This window comes from Pyruvatibacter mobilis (assembly GCF_012848855.1).
GTDB classification, from domain to species: Bacteria; Pseudomonadota; Alphaproteobacteria; order CGMCC-115125; family CGMCC-115125; genus Pyruvatibacter; species Pyruvatibacter mobilis.
The window spans coordinates 1,146,320-1,167,599 of sequence record NZ_CP051630.1 but is presented as its reverse complement, the minus strand read 5'-3'; the positions used below and the strand labels follow the sequence as shown (position 1 = coordinate 1,167,599).

Genomic DNA, 21,280 nt, shown 5'->3' with positions numbered 1-21,280 from the left:
AGGACCTGCCGGCCGGCGGGACATCCAAGGCCAGGTAAAGGCGGTGCCATGCTTCCCATTATCTATGCCCTGATCCCTGTCTTTCTGGTCATCGCCCTGGGTGCCTGCGCTCGCCGGATCGGATTTCCCGGCGAGGAATTCTGGCCGCCCCTGGACCGGGTCACTTACTTCATTCTGTTCCCTGCCCTGCTGGTTCATTCGCTTGTCGCCGCCGATTTCGAGAACCTGCCCGTCCCCAACATGGCAACAGCCTTGTTTGCCGGGTTGATCACCATGTCGCTGGTCATGATGGCGCTAAGGCCCCTCATCGCCGGACCCATGGGTCAGTCGGGCCCGGCCTTCACCAGCATGTTTCAAGGGGCTACACGCTGGAACAGCTTTGTTGCCCTCGCAGCAAGCTTCGCCCTGTTTGGAAATGAGGGCCTTGCGCTGGCCGCCGTCGGCATTGGCGTACTCGTGCCCACGGTCAATGTGCTCTGTGTCTTCATCCTGATGCGCTACGCCGGTGACGAGCCGGCCCGGCTGATGGCACTGGGCAAGCTACTCATCCGCAATCCCCTGGTGATCGCCTGCGCCGTCGGCATCTTCCTAAATGCTTCAGGCATTGGCTTGTGGGAGCCTGTGCTGGCAGCGGTGGACATTCTGGGTCGCGCCGCCCTTGCGCTCGGCCTGCTGGCCGTCGGCGCGGGGCTGGACCTGTCCCAGTTCACAGCCCAGCGCGGCCCAATCATCTTAACCACTGCCCTGAGACTTCTGGCCATGCCTTTGTTCATGGCCGGCTGGTGCTGGGTCTTCGATGTGGAAGGCATTGCCCGCATGGTGGCGATCATTTGCGGCGCGGTGCCCGGGGCAACCGCATCTTACGTCCTGGCCCGCCAGCTGGGCGGTGACGCCCCCCTGATGGCCAGCCTGATCACCGCCTCAACCATCTGCGCGATGGCCACGATGCCAGCCATGATCTGGCTGCTTAACTAGCTTGCCGCGAGCCTGCCCAATCCCTATAAACTCCGGCTTTAATGACCGCGCCCCAGACCTCCGCCAAGACGCAGCCCGACGGTGCTGCAACGCCCCTTTTTCCCCACCGGCATTTGCTGGGGATCCAGGGCCTAACCCCTATTGATATCAACGCGTTGCTGGACCTCGCCGACGAATATGTCGAGCAGAACCGGCAAGTCGACAAGAAGTCCGCAGTTCTGCGGGGCCGAACCCAGATCAACCTCTTCTTTGAGGCATCAACCCGGACCCAGAGCTCCTTCGAACTTGCCGGCAAGCGGCTCGGCGCGGATGTCATGAACATGTCGGTCTCGACCTCCGCCATCAAAAAGGGCGAGTCGCTCATCGACACCGCGGTCACATTGAACGCCATGCGGCCGGACCTGCTGGTCGTTCGCCACCCTGACTCCGGTGCTGTTGCCCTTCTGTCTCAGAAAGTGGATTGCGGCGTCGTCAATGCTGGTGACGGCACCCACGAACACCCGACACAGGCGCTGCTGGATGCCCTGACGATCCGTCGCCGCCTCGGCAGAATTGAAGGCCTGCGCGTCGCCATCTGCGGCGACATCCTGCACAGCCGCGTGGCCAGGTCGAATATTCACCTGTTGCTGGCAATGGGAGCGAGTGTCCGTGTCATCGCGCCACCCACCCTGATGCCGATCGGCATTGAAACCATGGGTGCCCAGGCCTTCACCTCCATGAAAGAGGGCCTGGACGGCTGCGACGTGGTGATGATGCTCCGCATCCAGATGGAACGCATGTCCGGATCCTTCATTCCCTCGACCCGGGAATATTTCCGCTATTACGGCCTCGACTACGAAAAGCTGGCCTATGCCAAACCTGATGCGCTGGTCATGCATCCCGGCCCAATGAACCGAGGTGTCGAGATTGACAGCCTCGTGGCCGATGACGTCGACCGCAGCCTCATCCGCGATCAGGTAGAGATGGGCGTGTCAGTCCGCATGGCCGTGCTCGACGCCCTCTCCCGCCATCTGCCCAACCAATAGAGCCACATGTCCACAGCCTACATAAATGCCCGCATCGTCGACCCCGCCTCAGGCCTCGACGTACATGGCGCGGTGCTGGTTGAGAACGGCCAGATACTTGATCTCGGCAGCCACCTTTTCGGGGCCGGCGTCCCGTCCGGCATAGAAGTCGTGGATTGCGAGGGCCACGTCCTTGCACCCGGCCTGGTGGACATGCGGGTCTTTACCGGCGAGCCTGGCGAGGAACATCGTGAGAGCCTTGCCAGCGCCAGCGAAGCGGCAGCCGCCGGCGGCGTGACCACCATGGTGGTGATGCCCAACACCAGCCCGGTCATCGACGACGCAGCGCTGGTGGATTTCATTACCCGGCGCGCCCGCGACACAGCCCGCGTCCGGGTGGAAATCATGGCGGCCCTCACAAAGGGATTGGCCGGCCAGGAGATGACCGAGTTTGGCCTGTTGCGCGAAGCCGGTGCAGTTGCCTTTACCGATGGCACACGGCCGGTCATGAATGCTCAGCTTCTCCGCCGCGCGCTGACATACTCGAAACTGTTCAACGGCCTTATCGTTCAGCATGCGGAGGATCCAACCCTTGCCGCTGCCGGCGTCATGAATGAAGGCGAACTCTCTACCCGCCTGGGCCTTGCCGGGATTCCCAGTGAGGCGGAGACGATCATCGTTGAACGGGATCTGCGTCTCGTGGAGCTGACGGGCGGCCGCTACCATGTAAGCCAGGTCTCCTGTGGCGAAACCCTGGATGTCATTCGCCAAGCCAAGGCCGAGGGCCTTCCTGTCACCTGCGGAGCCAGCGCCGACCACATCTCCCTCAACGAGGGGGACATCGGCGAGTACAGGACTTTCTTCAAGCTGTCCCCGCCCCTGCGCGGTGAGGATGACCGGCAGGCTTTGCTGCGAGGTCTCGCAGACGGAACCATCGATGTGGTGGTGTCCGGCCATGATCCGCAGGACACAGACGCCAAGCGGCGCCCCTTCGCCGAAGCGGCCTACGGAGCCGTCGGGTTGGAAACACTGCTCCCGGTGGTTCTGGAGCGCGTCCACAATGAGGAGCTTTCGCTCACGGAAGCCCTGGCGACTGTGACATGCAAGCCGGCAGATATCCTTGGCCTGCCCTCGGGCCGGCTCAAGGCGGGTGCCGCGGCAGACATGGTGCTTATCAACCCGGGCACCCCATGGGTTGTCGACGCCGACGCACTCAGGTCAAAATCGAAGAACACGGCTCACGAATCCCGCAGGTTCCAGGGCCGCGCCATACGCACGGTCGTGGCCGGAGAGACAGTCCACACCGCTTGAGCCACTCACGCGACGGGACAATGCGCCCAAGCGCCTGTCCAGGGACTGCCGCCATGTTCATTGACCCCATTTCCATCGAATATTCAGCCCCCTACTACGCGGCAGCCATCATCTTTGGCTACCTGTTGGGCTCCATCCCCTTTGGCCTCCTCTTCACCAAAATGGCTGGCCTTGGCGACATTCGTAATGTCGGCTCAGGCAATATCGGCGCCACCAATGTGCTGCGCACCGGCAACCGATGGGTGGCTCTGGCAACGCTGATCGCCGATGGCGGCAAGGGGGCGGCAGCTGTTCTGATTGCTCGATACTTCGCCGGAGATACCATGGCCGTGCTTGCAGGTACGGCTGCCTTTGTTGGGCATATCTTTCCGGTATGGCTCCGATTTCAGGGCGGAAAAGGTGTTGCCACCTTCCTGGGCCTTACCCTCGCGCTGAGCTTTCCCATCGGATTGGCCGCCTGTGCCACTTGGCTGCTAACAGCCGCGATCTTCCGTTTCTCCTCGCTGGCCGCGCTGGTGGCAGCAGCGCTTGCACCAGTCTACTTCTGGCTGGATGACCAGTGGCTGGTCATCCCCTTCTCGGTGTTTTTCGCAGTGCTGATCTTCATCAGGCACAAAGACAATATCCGTCGCCTGCTCGCGGGAGAAGAACCACGTATCGGTGCTGCCAAGAAGCAAGCCGGCGAGGGCTGATCCCATGGCTTCGGTCTCCTTTGGCCCGCCCGCCGATGACAGAGACCTGATCGATTGGCTGCGCCTCATCCGCACGCCGAATATCGGCCCGCAGACTTTCTGGTCTCTGCTTTCACGCTACGGTTCAGCGGCCAAGGCAATCGAAAATGCACCCAGCCTGGCGGCTCGGGTGCGCGGCGGAAAGCCACTCCGTCTCACGCCTGAGAAAGACGCTGAACGCGAGCGGGATCGTGTTGCACGTTACGGTGCCAGCCTCGTCCCCCTTGGCGACCCCGCTTATCCCACCCTCCTTGCTGAAGTGGATGCCCCCCCACCCATTCTTACCTGCCTTGGATCATCGGCCATTGCGGGCACAAACACCGTCGGCATTGTCGGCGCGCGAAACGCTTCAGCTGCCGGGCGCAAGATGGCAACGATGATGGCGGAAGGGCTCGGGGCGCAGGGCATCACAATTGCGTCCGGCCTTGCGCGAGGTATCGACACCCAAGCCCATCACGCAAGCCTTGCGTCCGGCACGATCGCCGTCATGGCGGGCGGCATTGATCACATCTACCCGCGCGAGAACGAAAGCCTGTATCGCGCAATCGCGGAACGGGGCGCGGTCATAACCGAAATGCCCTTCGGAGCGGAGCCAGTGGCGCGCTACTTCCCGCGCAGGAACCGGCTGATATCGGGCATGTCTGTCGCCATCGTCGTGATTGAGGCGGCCCAGCGCTCCGGCTCTCTTATCACAGCCCGCTTCGCAGCCGAGCAGGGCCGCGATGTATTTGCAGTGCCGGGATCTCCCCTCGATCAGCGCGCGCGGGGCACCAACGACCTCATCCGCAACGGTGCTGTTCTTGTCCAGTCTGCCGAAGACGTACTCGAAGGGCTGGATGGGCGGTTTGCAATGCCGGCGGCAGACCTTTTCGATCATGGCTCAGCTTCACGGCAGGTACCAGACGACGAAACCGCGCCAACTGAAGCTGGATATGAAAAGGTCTTGGAACTGCTGGGACCGTCTCCGGTTCCGCTGGACGATCTTGCTCGATTGAGCGGCATCAGCATCTCTACGCTGTCAGCCGTAATCCTCGAACTCGAACTCGCCGGCAAAGCCAAGCGTCATCCTGGAGGGGTGGTCTCATCCGTGTAACGGCGGCCGACCCCGATTGTCAGCCTCATCTCCCCATAAGGGAGGCACCGTCATACACGGGAAGCCAAAAGCGCCTAGCGGGCGGCGCGTTTGGATGCGGGTACGTCCTGCGCGCCGCTGGGCGCCTTGCCTTCAGAAACCCGCGAGGCTTCGCTGCCCGCCATTTCGAGCAGATAAGCCAGGAACGTAAGGTCAGTCTGCCGGGCGGCCGAACTAAGGCCGATCAGCATATCGAAGATGTAAGCAGCAGTCTGCTGCTGGTCATCTCCTCCAGTGAGGTTGGAATTATCGTTCAAAGCCAAACTTTCTGTCTTGGTTATCTGGTCGGCCCTGCTGCCGCAGCAACCGTCCAACTTGAGCTACTGGAACGTTCACAACTTTAAGGACGTACATACGTGGTTGGTCAAAACCATTACAACACACGTTTAACGCGCATTCTACGCGTGTCCTCCTAAAACTTAACAAGCTCAAGCTAACGCAAGGTTATTTCAATCAACTATTCCATGTCGAACTGTCTGGTCTGGCCGCAGCGGATTTGACACTCTGCGGCCAGAGCGATCATGTTGTGCCGTCGAATCGCCGGAATTTCCTGTGAATTCGCGGCTTCCCTTCTTTCCGGCCAGACTTTCGAGGTTTGCGTGGTCAACGTTGTCATTGTGGAATCCCCGGCCAAGGCCAAGACGATCAACAAATATCTGGGGAGCAACTATAAGGTCCTCGCCTCCTACGGCCACGTCCGCGACCTGCCGCCCAAGGACGGCTCCGTGGACCCTGAGCATGATTTCGACATGACCTGGGAGGTCTCACCGAGCTCAAAGAAGCAGATTCGCGAAATCGAATCGGCGGTAAAAGGGGCCGACAAGCTGATCCTGGCAACTGACCCGGACCGCGAAGGCGAAGCCATCTCGTGGCACGTCCTGGATATCCTCCAGAAGAAGAAGCCGCTCGGCATTCCCGTTGAACGCGTCGTCTTCAACGCCGTCACAAAGAAGTCGATCCTCGAAGCGATGGAAAATGGCCGGGGTCTCGATGACGACCTCGTGGAAGCCTATAAGGCCCGCCGCGCGCTTGATTATCTCGTTGGCTTCAACCTCTCACCCGTGCTCTGGCGCAAACTGCCAGGCTCGCGCTCCGCAGGGCGCGTACAGTCCGTTGCCCTCCGCCTCATCGTCTCCCGCGAGATGGAGATTGAGCAGTTCAAGCCGCAGGAATACTGGACCATCGAAGCCGGGCTCCAGAACAACGAAGGCGACAGCTTCACGGCCCGGCTGACAACGCTGGACGGCAAGAAGCTCGACAAGTTTTCCCTGGGCAACGAAGCCCTGGCGCGGGATGCAGAAGCAGCAGTAAAAGCTGCGGCCCTCTCCGTCGCCTCTGTCGAAGCAAAGCCGGCCCGCCGTAATCCGCCGCCGCCCTTCACCACCTCAACGCTGCAGCAGGAAGCCTCCCGCAAGCTCGGCTTCAATGCCTCACGGACGATGCAGGTCGCCCAGCGCCTCTATGAGGGTGAGGACATTGGCGGTGAGACAGTGGGTCTCATCACCTATATGCGTACGGACGGCGTGCAGATGACGCCTGAGGCGATTGACGCAGCCCGTGATGCCATTGCTCATCAGTTCGGCGGCAAGTACCTGCCGGACAGTCCGCGGATCTACAAGACCAAGGCAAAGAATGCGCAAGAAGCGCATGAAGCCATCCGTCCGACTGATCTTGCCCGCACCCCGCAGGACGTGGCCCGCTATCTCAGCGATGAACAGCTGAAGCTCTATGAACTTGTCTGGAAGCGGGCGATTGCCAGCCAGATGGAGAGCGCCAGCTTCGAGCGCACAACCGTCGAACTCGCAGATGCCAACGGCAAAGTCGGCATGCGCGCGACCGGTTCCGTGCTCGTCTTCGATGGTTTTCTGACCCTGTATCAGGAAGGAGTCGACGACCCGGACGGCGACGACGACAGCAAGCGCCTGCCGAAGCTCACGCAGGGCGATACACCAAAGACAGTGACCGTCAACGCAGATCAGCATTTCACCGAGCCCCCGCCCCGCTTCACGGAAGCCTCGCTGGTGCGGCGCATGGAAGAACTCGGCATCGGCCGCCCCTCCACCTACGCCTCGACCCTCAGCACCCTGAGGGATCGTGAGTACGTGCATATGGATCGCAACCGGTTCGTGCCGGAGGACAAGGGGCGCGTGGTAACGGCCTTCCTGGAGAAGTTCTTCAACCGCTACGTCCAGTACGACTTCACAGCCGGCCTGGAAGAAAAACTCGATGCAGTGTCCGCAGGCGAAGTGGACTGGCGCGAATTGCTGCGGGACTTCTGGCAGGATTTCGTCGCGGCCATCGACGATACCAAGGAATTGCGCATCACCGAGGTGCTCGACACCTTGAACGATGTGCTTGGCCCGCACGTATTTCCTGACAAGGGAGATGGATCAGATCCGCGCCTCTGCCCGACCTGCGGCGTCGGCCAGCTTTCAATCAAGACCGGCCGCTATGGTGCCTTCATCGGCTGCTCGAACTACCCCGAATGCAAGTTCACCCGCCCCATGGCAGGTGACGGTGCCGAGCAGGCCGCGGGCGGCGACAAGGAACTCGGAACGGATCCGGAGACAGGCATGCCTGTGCTTCTCAAGTCTGGCCGCTTCGGCCCCTATATTCAGCTCGGGGAGAAGACCGAAGAGAATGAGAAGCCCAAGCGCTCCGGCATTCCCAAGGGAATGGACAAGAACGACGTCGATTTCGACTACGCCTTGAAGCTTCTGTCATTGCCACGAGATGTGGGGGAACACCCCGAAACGGGGAAGATGATCACCGCAGGTCTCGGCCGCTATGGGCCCTTCGTGCTGCACGACGGCAAATACGCAAACCTCGACAGCATCGAGGAAGTCTTTACCGTCGGCATCAATCGCGCTGTGGATGCCATTGCGCAGAAGGCCCAGCGAGGACGTGGTCGCAACCAGGCCACCGTTCTGAAGGAACTGGGCGAACACCCCGACGATGGCGGCCCGGTGCAGGTGCTCGATGGCCGTTACGGCCCCTATATCAAGCACGGCAAGATCAACGCCACGATTCCCAAGTCGGAAGACATCGACAATCTGACCCTGGAACGTGCGGTCGAGCTTGTGGCCGCGAAGGCCGCCAAGTCCGGAAAAAAGACCGCGACTAAGTCGAAGGCCAAGGCGAAAACCAAAGCCAAGGCAAAGACGAAGGCCAAAGCGAAAGCCAAGACCAAGACAAAGGCCAAAACCAAGGCGAAAACCAAAACAAAAGCCAAGGCCAAGACCGCCACCCCGGCGGATACGGATGCCTCCTAAGTGAGCAAGAAACCCGGCAGCCCCCGCCCCAAGCGCGCGAAAGCCAACCGCTCCAAGCCACCTGCCCGCGCATCCAGGGCCGGCAAGGCGCCAAAGCGCGGCAAAGCCAAGGCTGCATCGGCCAATTTCCTCCCGACAAGGGACCAGGTACTGGAGTTCATCTCCACCTACGAGGGCACACCGGGCAAACGCGAGATTGCCCGGGCCTTCCGCGTGCAAGGTCCCCAGCGAGTTGCCCTGAAGGGCCTGCTGCGTGAGATGGAAGAAGACGGCCTGCTTGAGCGCGGCCCGCGCAAGAAGTTCTCGAAGCCGGGAGAACTTCCGCCCGTCGGTGTGATCGAAATCACAGAGCAGGATGCCGATGGCGAATTACTGGCACGTCCGGTCAATTGGCAGTCTGACATGGCGCCGCCGACCATTGTGCTCGCGCCAGCCGGTCACAAGGACAACGCGTCCTTCGGTATCGGTGACCGTGTGCTGGCGCGGCTAGGCAAGGCCGAGGAAGACTTCGACTACGAAGCTCGCGTCATCAAGAAGCTTGGTATGGGCGCAAAAACCGTGATCGGCGTATTGCGAGCCGGACCGGGCAAGGACTGGACACTTGAACCCGTCGACAAGCGCGAGCGCGGCGATTACCGAGTTGCAAACGCGGATATCGGCAAAGCGCAGCCCGACGACCTGGTTGAGGCAGAACTGCTCTCCCCTACCCGCCACGGACCCCGCGCGGCACGTGTCGTCAAGGCACTGAGTACGATGGACGACGTCCATGCAATCAGCCTCATTGCCATTCACGAACAGGGCATTCCGGTTGAGTTTCCGAAAGAGGTGACAGCCGAAGCTGACGCAATCAAGCCCGCGACCGTCCGTGGACGGACGGATATGAGAGACGTGCCGCTCATCACCATAGATCCGGCTGACGCCCGCGATCATGACGACGCGGTGTGGGCAGCCGCCGATGACGACCCGAAGAACCCGGGCGGCCACCAGGTGATTGTTGCGATCGCGGACGTCGCAGGCTATGTCCGCCCCGGATCGGCCCTCGATGGCGAAGCACGCAAACGGGGCAATTCGGCCTACTTCCCGGACCGCGTGGTTCCCATGCTGCCGGAGCGTATTTCAAACGATCTCTGCTCTCTGGTGGAAGGAAAGCCCCGCCCCTGCATCGCAGTGCGGATGGTGTTCGACAAGGATGGCAACAAGGTCGCGCACGAATTCATGCGTGGTCTCATGCGCTCTGCCGCCCGCCTGTCATATCAGCAGGCCCAGGCAGCCTATGACGGCAAGGCACCCGATGTGCCGGCGCAGATCACCGAAGACGTGATTATCCCCTTGTTCAAGGCCTACGAGACCGTGCTGAAGGCGCAGGGCAAGCGCGCGCCGCTTGCCCTGGACCTGCCGGAACGGAAGATCGAGATCGGCGAAGACGGGCACATCTCGCGCATCCGGGAGGTTGAGCGCCTCGACAGCATGCGGCTGATTGAAACTTTCATGATTGCGGCCAATGTCTGCGCAGCGGAAAGCCTGGAAGCGAAGAACGCCCCTGTTGTCTATCGCGTCCACGATGCCCCTTCCCCGGAGAAGCTCACTGCCCTATCCGAGTTTCTCCAGACGCTTGATCTGAACCTGCCGCGGGGCGCAGTGGTCAAACCCGGCCACATCAACCGAATTCTCACGACGGTTTCCGGAAGCGAAACGGCGGATCTCGTTAGTGAAGTCGTGCTCCGCTCGATGGCGCAGGCTGAGTACAATCCTGAAAACATCGGCCATTTCGGATTGAACCTGCAGCGCTACGCGCATTTCACGTCACCTATCCGCCGCTATGCGGACCTTCTGGTACACCGCTCACTCATCCGGGCCCTTGGTCTTGGGCCGAACATCCCGAAGGACGGCCTGACCCCCGAAGAAGTCGACAGGCTGGCACAGACGGCCGAACACATTTCCGGCACAGAGCGACGTGCGATGATGGCCGAGCGCTCTTCCACCGACCGCTATCTGGCCCACTATCTTGCGGACCGTCTGGGGTCAGAGTTCGAAGGCCGCATCTCCGGCGTAACCCGTTTCGGTCTGTTTGTGCGCCTAAAGGAAACCGGCGCTGACGGCCTCGTACCCATCGCGTCATTGGGTGGCGACTATTACCATCACTCCGAGAGCCTGCATGCGCTGGTTGGTGAGCGAACCGGTATGATGTATCGCCTCGGTGACGATGTGACCGTGCGCCTCGAAGAAGTCGCGCCCCTCAAGGGCGGGTTACGATTCGAGCTTCTGGCCGGGGGACGCCGAGCAGACAGCGCCGAGCGCAAGCATGCCCGCCGCGACACATCATCCTCCCGCTCAGGGCCCGGCGGCCGGAGAGGACGGTCACCTTCGCCTCGCAGCGGTCGCAAATCAGGCGGGAAACCCAGTGGACGCACGGGAAAACGTAAACTCTCCCGGCCAGGCACCTGACCCTGCGCGCCGCAGCGTGTCACTTTTTCGCACCACGGTTGCAACCCGTGCGTCAAAGCGACACCTTGAGAACAAGCCGCGTCGCTTCCACTTTTTCGCTGACTGTTACACCGCATCTCCGCTGCTCTCCCGGGCCTGCCTAGACACAGGGCGACCCACGGCACCGGATCCATGCCAAGCGAAAAGCCGATACGCATGACCGAGACCATGACAAACGACTCCTTCGCGGATGCCCGTCCGCCCCGCCGTCCGCTGTGGCCCGCCATGCTTAAAGGCGCAAAGCTCAAATGCCCAAAATGCGGCGAAGGCGCACTCTTCAGCTCGTATCTGAAGGTTGATGATTCGTGCGCCACCTGCGGGCAGGAACTGCATCACCACCGGGCCGATGATGCCCCACCCTATTTCACCATCTTCATTTCCGGGCACATCATCATCCCGCTCATGATCCTGATGGAGCGCCTGTGGGCACCGGCCCTGTGGATCCACATGGCGATCTGGCTGCCTGTGACGGTGATCATGTGCCTTGCCATGCTTCCACCGGTGAAAGGATCGCTGGTGGGGCTGCAATGGGCATTCCGCATGCACGGTTTTGAAGCGGACGAGTCCGACCGCGTGCGCACAGCTGCGGACTGATTTCAAGTCCTAGACAGTCTTGCCCCGGCGCGGCATCGTCGCGGCCATGACAAAAACTCACGACAAGAATACAAGCACCCAGGGAACGGCGACAAAGGGACATTCGAAGGGAAGCAACGGACCTTTCGATCCAGCCTATATGCGGCCGAGCGAGTACCGGCAGGACAAGTCCCCCGCTGTCCGCCCGCGTGATGCCGCAACGCTTATTCTCGTCCGGCATGATGACAACGCGCCGCGCATTCTCATGGGGAAACGGCACGCCGGGCACAAGTTCATGCCCAACAAGTATGTCTTTCCCGGGGGCCGGGTGGACCGTGCCGACAGCCGAATTACCCCGGCGCGGGATTTGTCCCCTCCAGTACAGCGGCAACTGATGGACCGCATGCGCGGCGGCCGGCCAACGCAGGCTCGCGCCCGCTCCTATGCCCTTGCCGCTGTTCGTGAAACGTTTGAGGAGACCGGGCTGGTTGTCGGGGCCGCCAATCAGGACGCACCGCCGAAATCGCGCCACGCGGACTGGAACGCCTATTTCCAGCAAGGCGCGCTGCCTGATCTATCGAAGTTCCGGATGGTGGCGCGCGCTATCACACCGCCCTATCGCACCCGGCGGTTCGACACACGTTTTTTTATCGGCGACGCGTCAGCGATCCTCAGTGACATGCATGACACCGGCGGCGCCTCAGGCGAATTGCTGGACCTGCATTGGCTGACGATCACCGAAGCACGTGACCTCGAATTGCCCAACATAACCCGCGCCGTGCTCGCCGAAGTTGAGGCAAGGCTCGTCGAGCCGGCAAAGGCCAACCGTCGCCCCGTGCCCTTCATATATTTCCGCGGCGCGAAGCCGGTGCAGGACAAGATTGCCCCATGACTGCCCTGCCTCAGACACCAGCGCGCCCGGCCCAGCGCGTAAAGCCGCGCGATGCCGCAAGTCTCGTTCTTCTCCGCCACGGAAACGACGGCCCCGAAGTCCTCATGGGCCGGCGCCACTCACGGCATGCCTTCATTCCTGACGCCTTCGTCTTCCCCGGTGGAAAGCTGGACGCGGAGGATCGTCGCATTCGGACCGCAACCAACCGCACAGCGCCAGATGCGGCACAGCAGGCACTTGAAGCTGCGGCGATCCGGGAGACATTCGAAGAGACCGGCCTCCTGCTCGGAACGGACGGGGATATCGGTCAGGCCGCAAGCGGCACCTGGCAAGTCTTCCAGCAACGCGGCCTTGTCCCGGACACACGGACCCTCAGCCTCCTCGCGCGTGCCATCACGCCTGCGGAAAGCCCGATCCGCTTTCATGCCCGTTTCTTTGTTGCGGAGAACGCGCCGGTAGAAGGCACACTTGCCGGGTCCGGCGAGCTCCTCGACCTGGACTGGTATCCGCTCGCCAGGGCACTGGCGCTGCCTGTGATCGACGTAACCGAATTCGTTCTTCAGGAAGTCATTCGCCGCAGCAGTGCAGGCTCTCTGCAGGGGCCGGTCGCCTTCTGGCGCTACCGCCGCGGCACACCTGTTCTCACCTACGAAGACTGATCCCAAAGCAGTCACGGCAGACCAGGAGGGAGACAGCCCGGTGGAACGTTCGACCACGACCATCATCGAGCCCCCGGCGGTTGAAAGCCTTACGGATGCCGAACGCCGCCGGTCGATTGCCGCGGCCCTCGGCTGTATTGCCGCTGTGGGCGTGGGACTGGGAGCCACGCTGCCCCTGCTGGCGCTGCGCATGGAATCCATGGGGGCCTCCGCCACACTGATCGGCCTCAATACAGCCATGGTGGGCCTGTCCCACATCCTTTTCACGCCGCTCGTGCCGCGCATCTTACGGCATGTGCCGATGATGGCCTTCCTGATCACCTGTGCCATGGTCGCGTCGCTCGGCACACTGGCCTACGTCGCCCTGCCGGATGTCTATTTCTGGTTCCCGATCCGCTTCGTCACCGCCTCCGCACTCGCAGGGCTCTTCATCGTCAGCGAGATATGGATAAACCAGGTGACCCTGGAAAAATCGCGCGGTCGGGTCATGGGCTTGTACGCAACGATCTTCTCCGGCTCCTTTGCCCTGGGGCCGGTCATGTTGCTTGCGATCGGCACGGACGGCACGCTGCCCTTCCTGCTGACGGCCACAATGATGCTCGTCGCGATCCTGCCCCTGCAGCTGGGCAAGGGGCTCATGCCCCACCTGACCGAGAAGCCAAGCCATTCCTTTGCGGCCTTCATTCTGGTCGCGCCAGCGGCCACTTTCGCCGCTCTTGCCTACGGCGCCATCGAGACTCAGGTTTTCAACCTCCTGCCGATCTACTCCTTGAGGTCCGGCGCCACCGCTGATGTCGCGGCTTTGGTTCTCACGGTTTTCGCTGCGGGCAATGTGGCCCTACAGGTACCGATCGGGTACCTCGCTGACCGTATCGACCGCCGACTTGTGCTCGCCGGTTGCGCTGCAATCGGCGTCGCCGGGCCACTCCTGCTGCCTGCGACGGCAGGCCAGCCCTGGCTTCTCTATCCGGTACTGTTCGCCTATGGGGGCGTTGTGGTCGGTCTTTACACCGTTGGCCTTGCCCTGCTTGGCCAACGCTTCTCGGGGGCGGATTTAGCCGGTGCCAACGCCGCCTTCGTTGTGATGTACTCTCTCGGCTCGCTCCTCGGCCCGGCAGCAGGTGGCATCGCCATGGATACATTCCAACCCCATGGCCTGCCCATGAGCCTGGCACTGGTGGCCAGCTTCGGCCTCATTCTCACCCTCTGGCGACGCTCCAGCGCAGGTCCCATCGACCCGCCGGAAGGCGACCGGCCATGAACAGAAAGCCTGCATAGGTCAGCAGGCATCTTGACAGCAGCGCAGCGATCATTAGGTTGCGCGCTTCGCCTCCCCTGCCAGGTTGATTTGCGGGGATATCGGGGCCCATCAATTCTCTGCAGGAGCCGGCCAAATGGCTAAGCCGACAACCATCAAGATCAAGCTTCAGAGCACCGCGGACACCGGCTACTTCTATGTGACGAAGAAGAACGCCCGCACGATGACCGACAAGATGGTCGTCAAGAAGTATGACCCGGTCGCGCGCAAGCACGTCGAGTTCAAGGAAACCAAGATCAAGTAAGACTGCCCTGCCTGTGGTGGCAGTCTTCTAGTCTCGCAAAAAGCGCCGCTGGCACACGCCGGCGGCGTTTTTTGTTGCTACTTCAAGGCATTGCCAAAATGTTTTGATATTTGACTAGAAGAGGCCGGGCGGCCAGAGGAAGGGCCCAACCTTCCCCTGGCCGGTAAAATCACCGCTTGGGCAGACCAGATGCGGCTGTGTCCACCCGTCAATGCGGTGCCAGACCAAACGTCCTGTCAGCTTGAGGACCCGGGATCAAAAGAGGCCTATCCGACCCCGGTGTCCACCGTCAGCACGCAAAACGGTCCTGGGAGAGATGCGGCTTCCCCAAAACCGGCACAAGGTCTGGAACGGCGATCCCCCCATTGATAACGCCCGAAAACAGACGCTGGAGAAGGTCACGCCCCCCGTTTTAAGCGGCCGGAGTGCCTGCAAATCCCCACCTGCAGGCAATCGGCGCTGTGCCGGCAGCTCCCCCAAAAAGATACCGGCGGCGGGAAGCCTAGCACCCGATCACATGGGCGCAAGCGATTAATCCATTGTTCATATTAAAAAACCGCAAGAAAATAAGCGGGTTAACCATGTTTCTTGGCAGTTTTGCTTCGCTATCCACAGCTTATCCACGCATTCACGCACAGTGCTGATCACCCAGGCGGATCCGTATGACCTGGGTCAGGTCATGCATGGGAGAATTTTGGCGTGAAGATCGGCGTTAAGCGGCCTCGGAAACCACCCGGTTCCGCCCTTCCCGCTTGGCACGGTACAGGGCCTGATCGGCACGCTTCAGGAGCTGGTCGACGCTTTCATCCGGTGCATGCAGCGACGTGATGCCGATCGACGCGGTGATATCGAGGGATTTCTCGCCGCCATCCACGACAAAGGGCGTCGCAGCAATGGATTTACGCAGCCGTTCCGCCACGTTGTGGGCAAAAGCCACATCTGTGTCAGGCATCACTACTACGAACTCCTCACCGCCAAACCGGCAGGCAAGGTCAATGCCGCGGACATTCTGCTGCAGCCGAATGCCAAATTCCCTCAGGACATCGTCACCCACATCATGGCCGTGGGTGTCGTTGACCGACTTGAAGAAATCGATATCCATGATCAGGAGCGACATCGGCTTGCCCCGATCAGCTGCCCGCTGGACCAGCGTCGACAAGTGACTCTCCATGTAACGGCGATTGTAGAGCCCGGTCAGCGGATCAGTGATCGCCATCTCGAGGCTCAGTTGCAGGTTCTCCCGCAACAGATCCTGGTAGCGTTTCCGCTTCAGCTGCGTCCGCACACGCGCGGTGAGTTCGTTTCGGTCCACCGGCCGCATCAGATAATCATTCACGCCCATATCGAGCGCCCGAACCAGTCGCGCGGTATCGCCATTCTCGACGATCGAAAGGATCGGGGTATTGCGCGTCCGCTCTTCGGAGCGCAGATGGGAGCAAAACCGCAGGCCGTCTGACCGCTCAAGCGACAGGCTGACGACAACGAGATCGAAGTCTTCCCCGTTCACCCGCATCAGTGCTTCACGCGCATCGCTCTCAATGGTGACGCGGTTGCTCTCCCGCAGACTGTCTGCAATGCGGCGCGCGGACGTTTCCCGGTCCTCGACCACCAGTACACGCCCCATGCCCTTGCCGGCACGGTGCAGCGCTTCGGCATCATCCATGAGGCCCAGCTTGCTGCCCGTGGCCTCACGGAGGCGCAGCTCATCCGTCATCAGCTTGAGCCGAACAAGGCTGCGGACGCGCGCCATCAGGGCGATATCGTCAACCGGCTTGGTCAGGAAATCATCAGCGCCTGCCTCAAGGCCCGTCACCCGGTCTGTCGGCTGATCCAGCGCCGTCACCATGATCACCGGCACGTGCTGCGTTTCCGGCTGCGACTTGAGCCTACGGCAAACCTCGAAGCCGTCCATCTCCGGCATCATCACATCAAGCAGGATGATATCAGGCTTCTCAGACACAGCAGCTTCGAGCGCTTCCAGGCCATTGGTGGCCGTGGACACGTCAAAGTACTCAGCCGTCAGCTTGGCTTCCAGAAGTTTGACATTCGCCGGAATGTCATCGACCACGAGAACTCGCGCCGTCATGAAACGCTCTCCCGGCTTGCGCCGCTAGCCCAGAAACCGCTGCACGGTTTCCATGAACTGTGCGACAGAGATCGGCTTTGCGATGTAAGCCTCGCAGCCTCCCTGCCGAATTTTCTCCTCGTCACCCTTCATGGCAAAGGCCGTGACGGCAACCACGGGGATTTCCCGCAGCGTATCGTCTTCCTTCAGCCACTTCGTGACTTCCAGGCCGGATACTTCCGGCAGCTGGATATCCATCAGAATAAGATCCGGTCGCTCGGAGCGCGCAAGCTCCAGCGCCTCCATGCCATCCCGGGTCTGGAGCGTCTCGTATCCATGGGCATCGAGCAGGTCATGAAACAGCTTCATGTTCAGCTCGTTGTCCTCAACAATCAAAACCCGCTTCGACATGTCGTATCTCCCGAGGGCGGTAGGCACCGCTGATATCTCTTGGCTTCCCCTGGCCGTCTCGGCCATGTTTGCCCACGTGATAGACAGGCTATCCGCCAGTCCGGACAGGGTCAGAGCAATCCTTGGTGACGGCATCTGTCCGAAGGTGGCGCCAGCTTCTTTCACCTACGCCGCTGACTGTGGGCCAAAAGGCTTAAGGCACTGTTTAAGCACGACACGCCAGGCGCGATTTTTGGTTGAAAAACAGGGAAAAACACCGCGTGACTCAAGACGACGCCCAGATTCTGGCCCTCAGCGGGTTAACCTTCCTGCTTGATGACAGCCAGCGGATCGATGGCTTTCTGCGCATGACCGGCATCACTCCGCAGGACCTCCGTCAGCTTGTTGCTACGATCGAGGGACAAACGGCCATCCTGGATTATCTTCTGGGGAACGAATCCCTTTTGCTGGCCTTCACAGCCGAACAGGGCTGCCCGGACGACGCACCGGCCCGCGCCCGCCGCACACTTACAGGCCGCGCATTCAACCAGGACTGGACGTCCATATGACCACCGCGACTACCGACCTCGACCCTTTTGTCATCCAGCAGATCGACGAACTTCGCCTCGATCCTGAGCGGCCGCTGATCGTTACCGATGCAGATGAAGTCCTGTTTCAGTTCATGGCCGGGCTCGAGGCCTATCTGGAACGTGAAGGATACGAAATCACCCTCGACAGCTTCGCAATCACCGGCAATGTACGCTTCAAGGAAACCGGTGCCGTCGTCGAAGCCCGCGAAATGAAAGGCCTGCTTGGCGGGTTCTTCGAGGCGGAAACTCACCGGCTGGCACCGGTGCCTGGCGCAGCGGAAGCTCTCAGCAAGCTCGCGGATCACGCGGACATCGTCGTCCTCTCCAACGTGCCCTTTCCTCAGCGTGACAGCCGTGCCCGTTCCCTCGCCGAAAGCGGCATGCCCTACCCGCTTGTTGCCAATGCGGGCCTGAAAGGCCCGGCAATGGCGTCTTTGGCGGCTCGCGGAGGTAAGCCGGTCTTCTTCCTCGATGACATCCCCCACAACCTCCAATCAGTTCATGATGCCGTCGATGGTGTCCATCTCGTGCATTTTGTGGCCGACCCGCGCCTGCGCAAATTGGTCCCGTCACCCAAGGCGCGCCATGTGAGCTCCGGCGACTGGACGCACGCGGCCGACCATATCCACAGCACCATCCAGGCCCACAAGACCGGCCTGAGCGCCTGAGGCACCCTGCCATGCGCATCGGCATTGACCTCGGCGGCACCAAGACCGAAGCCATGCTGATGGGCCCGCATGGAGAAGACCTCCTGCGCCTGCGTGAGCCGACACCTGCGGGTGACTACGAGGCTACACTCGATCTGATCAGTCACCTGGTCGGGCAGCTGGACCGGGAAGCCGGCGCCACATGCCCCGTCGGCATCGGCATGCCCGGGGCCATCTCCCCCGCCACAGGTATCGTCAAGAACGCCAATTCAACCTGGCTTATCGGCCAGCCACTTCACACGCATCTGGAGCAAAGGCTCGGCCCGCGTGTGCGCCTGGCGAACGATGCCGACTGCTTTGCCCTGTCGGAAGCCACCGATGGCGCCGGACGAGGTGCCCAAAGTGTCTTCGGCGTGATTGCCGGGACAGGGGTCGGCGGCGGATTTGTAGTGGACGGAAAGCTCCTTTCAGGCCCAAACGCAATTGCCGGTGAGTGGGGCCACATCCCTCTGCCCTGGCCACAGGCGCACGAACTGCCGGGGCCCGACTGCTATTGCGGCAAACAGGGCTGCGTGGAAGCCTGGTGCTCCGGCCCCGGGCTGGCCGCTGACCACCTGCGGATAACAAAGCATCGCCTCAAACCTGAGAACATCGCGCTTGCCGCAGCGACCGGCAATACGGAGGCCAAGGCCTCACTGGACCGCCATGCGGATCGCCTGGCCCGTGCGCTGGCCATAGTCATCAACATTGTCGACCCGCACGTGATCGTCCTCGGCGGTGGCCTCAGCCATATGGACCACCTCTACGATGCCGTGCCCCGGCTACTCCCGCGCTATGTCTTTTCAGACTCGGTATCCACCCTCATCAGGCGGAACGTCCACGGCGCCTCAAGCGGCATCCGAGGAGCGGCATGGTTGTGGCCGGAACATGCCGATACCCAATCGCATCAGACGGGGCTGCGCTGATGGCAGCCATTTGCCGCGATTGCTTTGCCCGGGTCGCAGGCGAACCACTTCCGCGACGCTGCCCGTCATGCGGCCGCCCGCGCATCGCCAGCCATGATGAACTTCTGGACCTCACCATCGCGCACATTGACTGTGATGCATTCTATGCAGCCATCGAGAAACGGGATGATCCATCCCTGCGCGACAAGCCGCTAATCATCGGAGGCGGTCATCGAGGGGTTGTGTCCACGGCTTGCTACATCGCAAGAACCTATGGGGTCGGCTCGGCAATGCCGATGTTCAAGGCATTGAAAGCCTGTCCTCACGCCACAGTCATCAAACCCAGCATGGAGAAATACGCAGCCGTCGGCCGCGAGGTACGCGCCTTGATGCGCGATGTCACGCCCTTGGTCGAGCCGATATCGATCGACGAAGCCTTTCTTGACCTGACAGGCACAGAGCGGCTCCATCGCATGAGTGCCGCCGAAACCCTGATGCGCCTTGCCGCCCGCATCGAGGAACAGATCGGCATCACCGTGTCGGTGGGACTGAGCCACAACAAGTTTCTCGCCAAGCTGGCCTCCGATCTCGACAAGCCTCGCGGATTTTCAATCATCGGCAAAACCGAAACCAAAGCGCTCCTGGCAAGGATGCCCGTTGGAAAGATATGGGGTGTCGGCAAGGCCATGCAGCGCAAGCTGGAAGCTGCAGGGATCACAATGATCTCCGACCTTCAGCAGGCGGATGAACGTGAACTGATGGCACGCTATGGGCAGTTGGGCCTGCGGCTTGCCCGCTTGTCCCGCGGTGAAGACAGCCGCGAGGTCAAACCGGTGCGAGAAGCAAAGAGCATCAGCGCCGAGACCACCTTCAACGATGACATCCGGGACTATGACGCGCTGGAGGGCATTCTCTGGCGGCTGAGTGACAAGGTGGCCGGCCGCTGCAAGACCGCAGATCTTGCTGGCCACACCGTGACCCTGAAGCTCAAGAGTGCAGATTTCAAAACACGCACTCGAAACCTGACCTTGAGCGATCCGACCCAGCTGGCAGACGTGATTTTTCGGGCTGGCCGACAATTGCTGAGACCCGAGACCGATGGCACCGCCTACCGCCTGATCGGAATCGGGGTCGCCAATCTAGTAACGGCAACGGGCGGGATGCAGATGGGGGACCTTCTTGATCCTGACGCAAACCGCCGCGCAGCAGCGGAGCGCGCTGTCGACAAGGTCCGCGCAAAGTTCGGCAAGGAAATGATCGACAAGGGCCGGGGAATCCGAAAGCCCTAGTTGCACTCCGGCACGGGCAGCATGGTGAGATCCATCAGGTCAGCACCAAGAACAAGATCACCGTAGTCCATCACAAGTCCGGTGGAGACACCGTTCTCGTAGACCTGGAATGAAACCTCGTAGTCCGGCAATCCCGTGCTGTCACCGGGGTTGAAATAGCTGACCTGCACAGGCCAGTGCGCCAGGCCTTCAAGGCTCTTTCCGGCCCTGGCTTCCTCGCCCTGCGGCGCCCCCTTCTTGCGACCGCCCAGGATGGCTGTGGTGTCGAAATAGTGCTCCGTATCTGACCCATCAAAGACAGGCACGGCAAATACCGTCCGGCCCGCATGGGCTGCGTCGAGCATCCGGCTGATCTGTTCGGTCGGAAACACCACACCGTCCGGCAAAGCAATGGTTCCATCCTCAGGTTTGCTCAGCGTGGCCAGGCTTTTGTCTTCCTTGCGAACGGCCGAGCCTTCGATCTCCTCGATGGTCTCGCCGTTGACATAGTGGATCATGGAAAAGGTGTAATCACTGCCGTCGCCGGCTTCCCACGAACTGACCCGGAAGTCGCTGACGAAGCTGCTGCCCTGCTTGCTCCCCATCCGGTTGACGATGCGCTGGTTGGTCACCCAGCCCTCGCAAGCCGACCCCTGCCACTCCAGCACCAGCTTGCCGGTAACCGACGAGATGTCGGACCCTTCCGTGCTGGAAATCATCTTCATGGCATAGACGGCACGGTGTGGGCTCAAGCCGGTGCCCGCAGCAAAGGCGCTGCCCG

Annotated in this window: 20 protein-coding genes; 16 read left to right on the top strand and 4 right to left on the bottom strand. The window is 61.3% G+C overall.

Annotated elements, in window-relative coordinates:
* Positions 1–48: 48 nt before the first annotated feature.
* From HG718_RS05485 to dprA, 5 genes are read left to right on the top strand one after another with little or no spacing between them, the layout of a single operon-like run.
* Positions 49–975 carry an AEC family transporter gene (locus HG718_RS05485; RefSeq protein ID WP_027837693.1) on the top strand — a complete coding sequence of 309 codons (927 nt, stop codon included), beginning with the start codon at positions 49–51 and terminating at the stop codon, positions 973–975.
* Positions 976–1,016: 41 nt separating this feature from the next.
* Complete coding sequence (locus HG718_RS05480; protein WP_160587666.1) at positions 1,017–2,000, top strand: aspartate carbamoyltransferase catalytic subunit; 984 nt, start codon at positions 1,017–1,019, stop codon at positions 1,998–2,000.
* 6 nt (positions 2,001–2,006) lie between these two features.
* Positions 2,007–3,290, top strand: coding sequence for a dihydroorotase (gene pyrC / locus HG718_RS05475; protein ID WP_160587665.1), 1,284 nt, complete (start codon positions 2,007–2,009; stop codon positions 3,288–3,290).
* A gap of 53 nt (positions 3,291–3,343) precedes the next feature.
* On the top strand, positions 3,344–3,982 hold the full coding sequence (gene plsY / locus HG718_RS05470) for a glycerol-3-phosphate 1-O-acyltransferase PlsY (protein WP_036261184.1): 639 nt from the start codon (positions 3,344–3,346) through the stop codon (positions 3,980–3,982).
* Between the two features lie 4 nt (positions 3,983–3,986).
* Complete coding sequence (gene dprA, locus HG718_RS05465) at positions 3,987–5,114, top strand: DNA-processing protein DprA (protein ID WP_160587664.1); 1,128 nt, start codon at positions 3,987–3,989, stop codon at positions 5,112–5,114.
* A 74-nt stretch (positions 5,115–5,188) separates the two neighbouring features.
* Here the strand turns inward: dprA and HG718_RS05460 are convergent, their stop codons facing one another.
* Positions 5,189–5,416, bottom strand: a complete 228-nt coding sequence (locus HG718_RS05460; RefSeq protein WP_160587663.1) for a hypothetical protein — start codon at positions 5,414–5,416, stop codon at positions 5,189–5,191.
* Between the two features lie 336 nt (positions 5,417–5,752).
* Here HG718_RS05460 and topA point away from each other — a divergent pair, with 336 nt between their 5' ends.
* From topA to rpmG, 7 genes are all read left to right on the top strand, one after another.
* The gene (topA, locus tag HG718_RS05455; protein ID WP_244624781.1) at positions 5,753–8,425 is read left to right on the top strand and encodes a type I DNA topoisomerase; all 2,673 of its coding nucleotides are present in this window, start codon (positions 5,753–5,755) and stop codon (positions 8,423–8,425) included.
* The gene (rnr, locus tag HG718_RS05450) at positions 8,426–10,870 is read left to right on the top strand and encodes a ribonuclease R (protein ID WP_160587661.1); all 2,445 of its coding nucleotides are present in this window, start codon (positions 8,426–8,428) and stop codon (positions 10,868–10,870) included.
* 207 nt (positions 10,871–11,077) lie between these two features.
* Positions 11,078–11,503 carry a DUF983 domain-containing protein gene (locus tag HG718_RS05445; protein ID WP_244617703.1) on the top strand — a complete coding sequence of 142 codons (426 nt, stop codon included), beginning with the start codon at positions 11,078–11,080 and terminating at the stop codon, positions 11,501–11,503.
* A 307-nt stretch (positions 11,504–11,810) separates the two neighbouring features.
* Positions 11,811–12,374, top strand: coding sequence for an NUDIX hydrolase (locus HG718_RS05440; RefSeq protein WP_342212747.1), 564 nt, complete (start codon positions 11,811–11,813; stop codon positions 12,372–12,374).
* Complete coding sequence (locus tag HG718_RS05435) at positions 12,371–13,033, top strand: NUDIX hydrolase (protein ID WP_160587660.1); 663 nt, start codon at positions 12,371–12,373, stop codon at positions 13,031–13,033. Before HG718_RS05440 ends, HG718_RS05435 begins: the two co-directional genes overlap by 4 nt.
* 40 nt (positions 13,034–13,073) lie before the next feature.
* On the top strand, positions 13,074–14,294 hold the full coding sequence (locus HG718_RS05430) for an MFS transporter (RefSeq protein ID WP_160587659.1): 1,221 nt from the start codon (positions 13,074–13,076) through the stop codon (positions 14,292–14,294).
* Positions 14,295–14,427: 133 nt separating this feature from the next.
* Positions 14,428–14,595: a 50S ribosomal protein L33 gene (gene rpmG / locus HG718_RS05425; RefSeq protein WP_027837683.1), complete on the top strand. Its 168-nt coding sequence runs from the start codon at positions 14,428–14,430 to the stop codon at positions 14,593–14,595.
* A 712-nt stretch (positions 14,596–15,307) separates the two neighbouring features.
* Here the strand turns inward: rpmG and HG718_RS05420 are convergent.
* Together HG718_RS05420 and HG718_RS05415 are read right to left on the bottom strand one after the other, a co-directional pair.
* Entirely contained in the window at positions 15,308–16,681 is a 1,374-nt protein-coding gene (locus HG718_RS05420) for a PleD family two-component system response regulator (RefSeq protein WP_160587658.1), read from the bottom strand.
* Between the two features lie 24 nt (positions 16,682–16,705).
* On the bottom strand, positions 16,706–17,071 hold the full coding sequence (locus HG718_RS05415; protein ID WP_027837681.1) for a response regulator: 366 nt from the start codon (positions 17,069–17,071) through the stop codon (positions 16,706–16,708).
* Between the two features lie 260 nt (positions 17,072–17,331).
* Here HG718_RS05415 and HG718_RS05410 point away from each other — a divergent pair, with 260 nt between their 5' ends.
* From HG718_RS05410 to HG718_RS05395, 4 genes are read left to right on the top strand one after another with little or no spacing between them, the layout of a single operon-like run.
* Positions 17,332–17,619, top strand: coding sequence for a DUF3572 family protein (locus HG718_RS05410; protein ID WP_160587657.1), 288 nt, complete (start codon positions 17,332–17,334; stop codon positions 17,617–17,619).
* Entirely contained in the window at positions 17,616–18,308 is a 693-nt protein-coding gene (locus HG718_RS05405; protein ID WP_160587656.1) for a hypothetical protein, read from the top strand. The genes HG718_RS05410 and HG718_RS05405 overlap by 4 nt, the downstream gene beginning before the upstream one ends.
* Before the next feature lie 11 nt (positions 18,309–18,319).
* On the top strand, positions 18,320–19,252 hold the full coding sequence (locus tag HG718_RS05400) for an ROK family protein (protein WP_160587655.1): 933 nt from the start codon (positions 18,320–18,322) through the stop codon (positions 19,250–19,252).
* A complete protein-coding gene (locus HG718_RS05395; protein ID WP_160587654.1) occupies positions 19,252–20,520 on the top strand; it encodes a DNA polymerase IV in 1,269 nt (422 codons plus the stop codon). Before HG718_RS05400 ends, HG718_RS05395 begins: the two co-directional genes overlap by 1 nt.
* On the opposite strand, the gene HG718_RS05390 is transcribed toward HG718_RS05395, so the two are convergent.
* The gene (locus HG718_RS05390; RefSeq protein WP_160587653.1) at positions 20,517–21,251 is read right to left on the bottom strand and encodes a cell envelope integrity EipB family protein; all 735 of its coding nucleotides are present in this window, start codon (positions 21,249–21,251) and stop codon (positions 20,517–20,519) included. The genes HG718_RS05395 and HG718_RS05390 overlap by 4 nt on opposite strands.
* Positions 21,252–21,280: the final 29 nt, after the last annotated feature.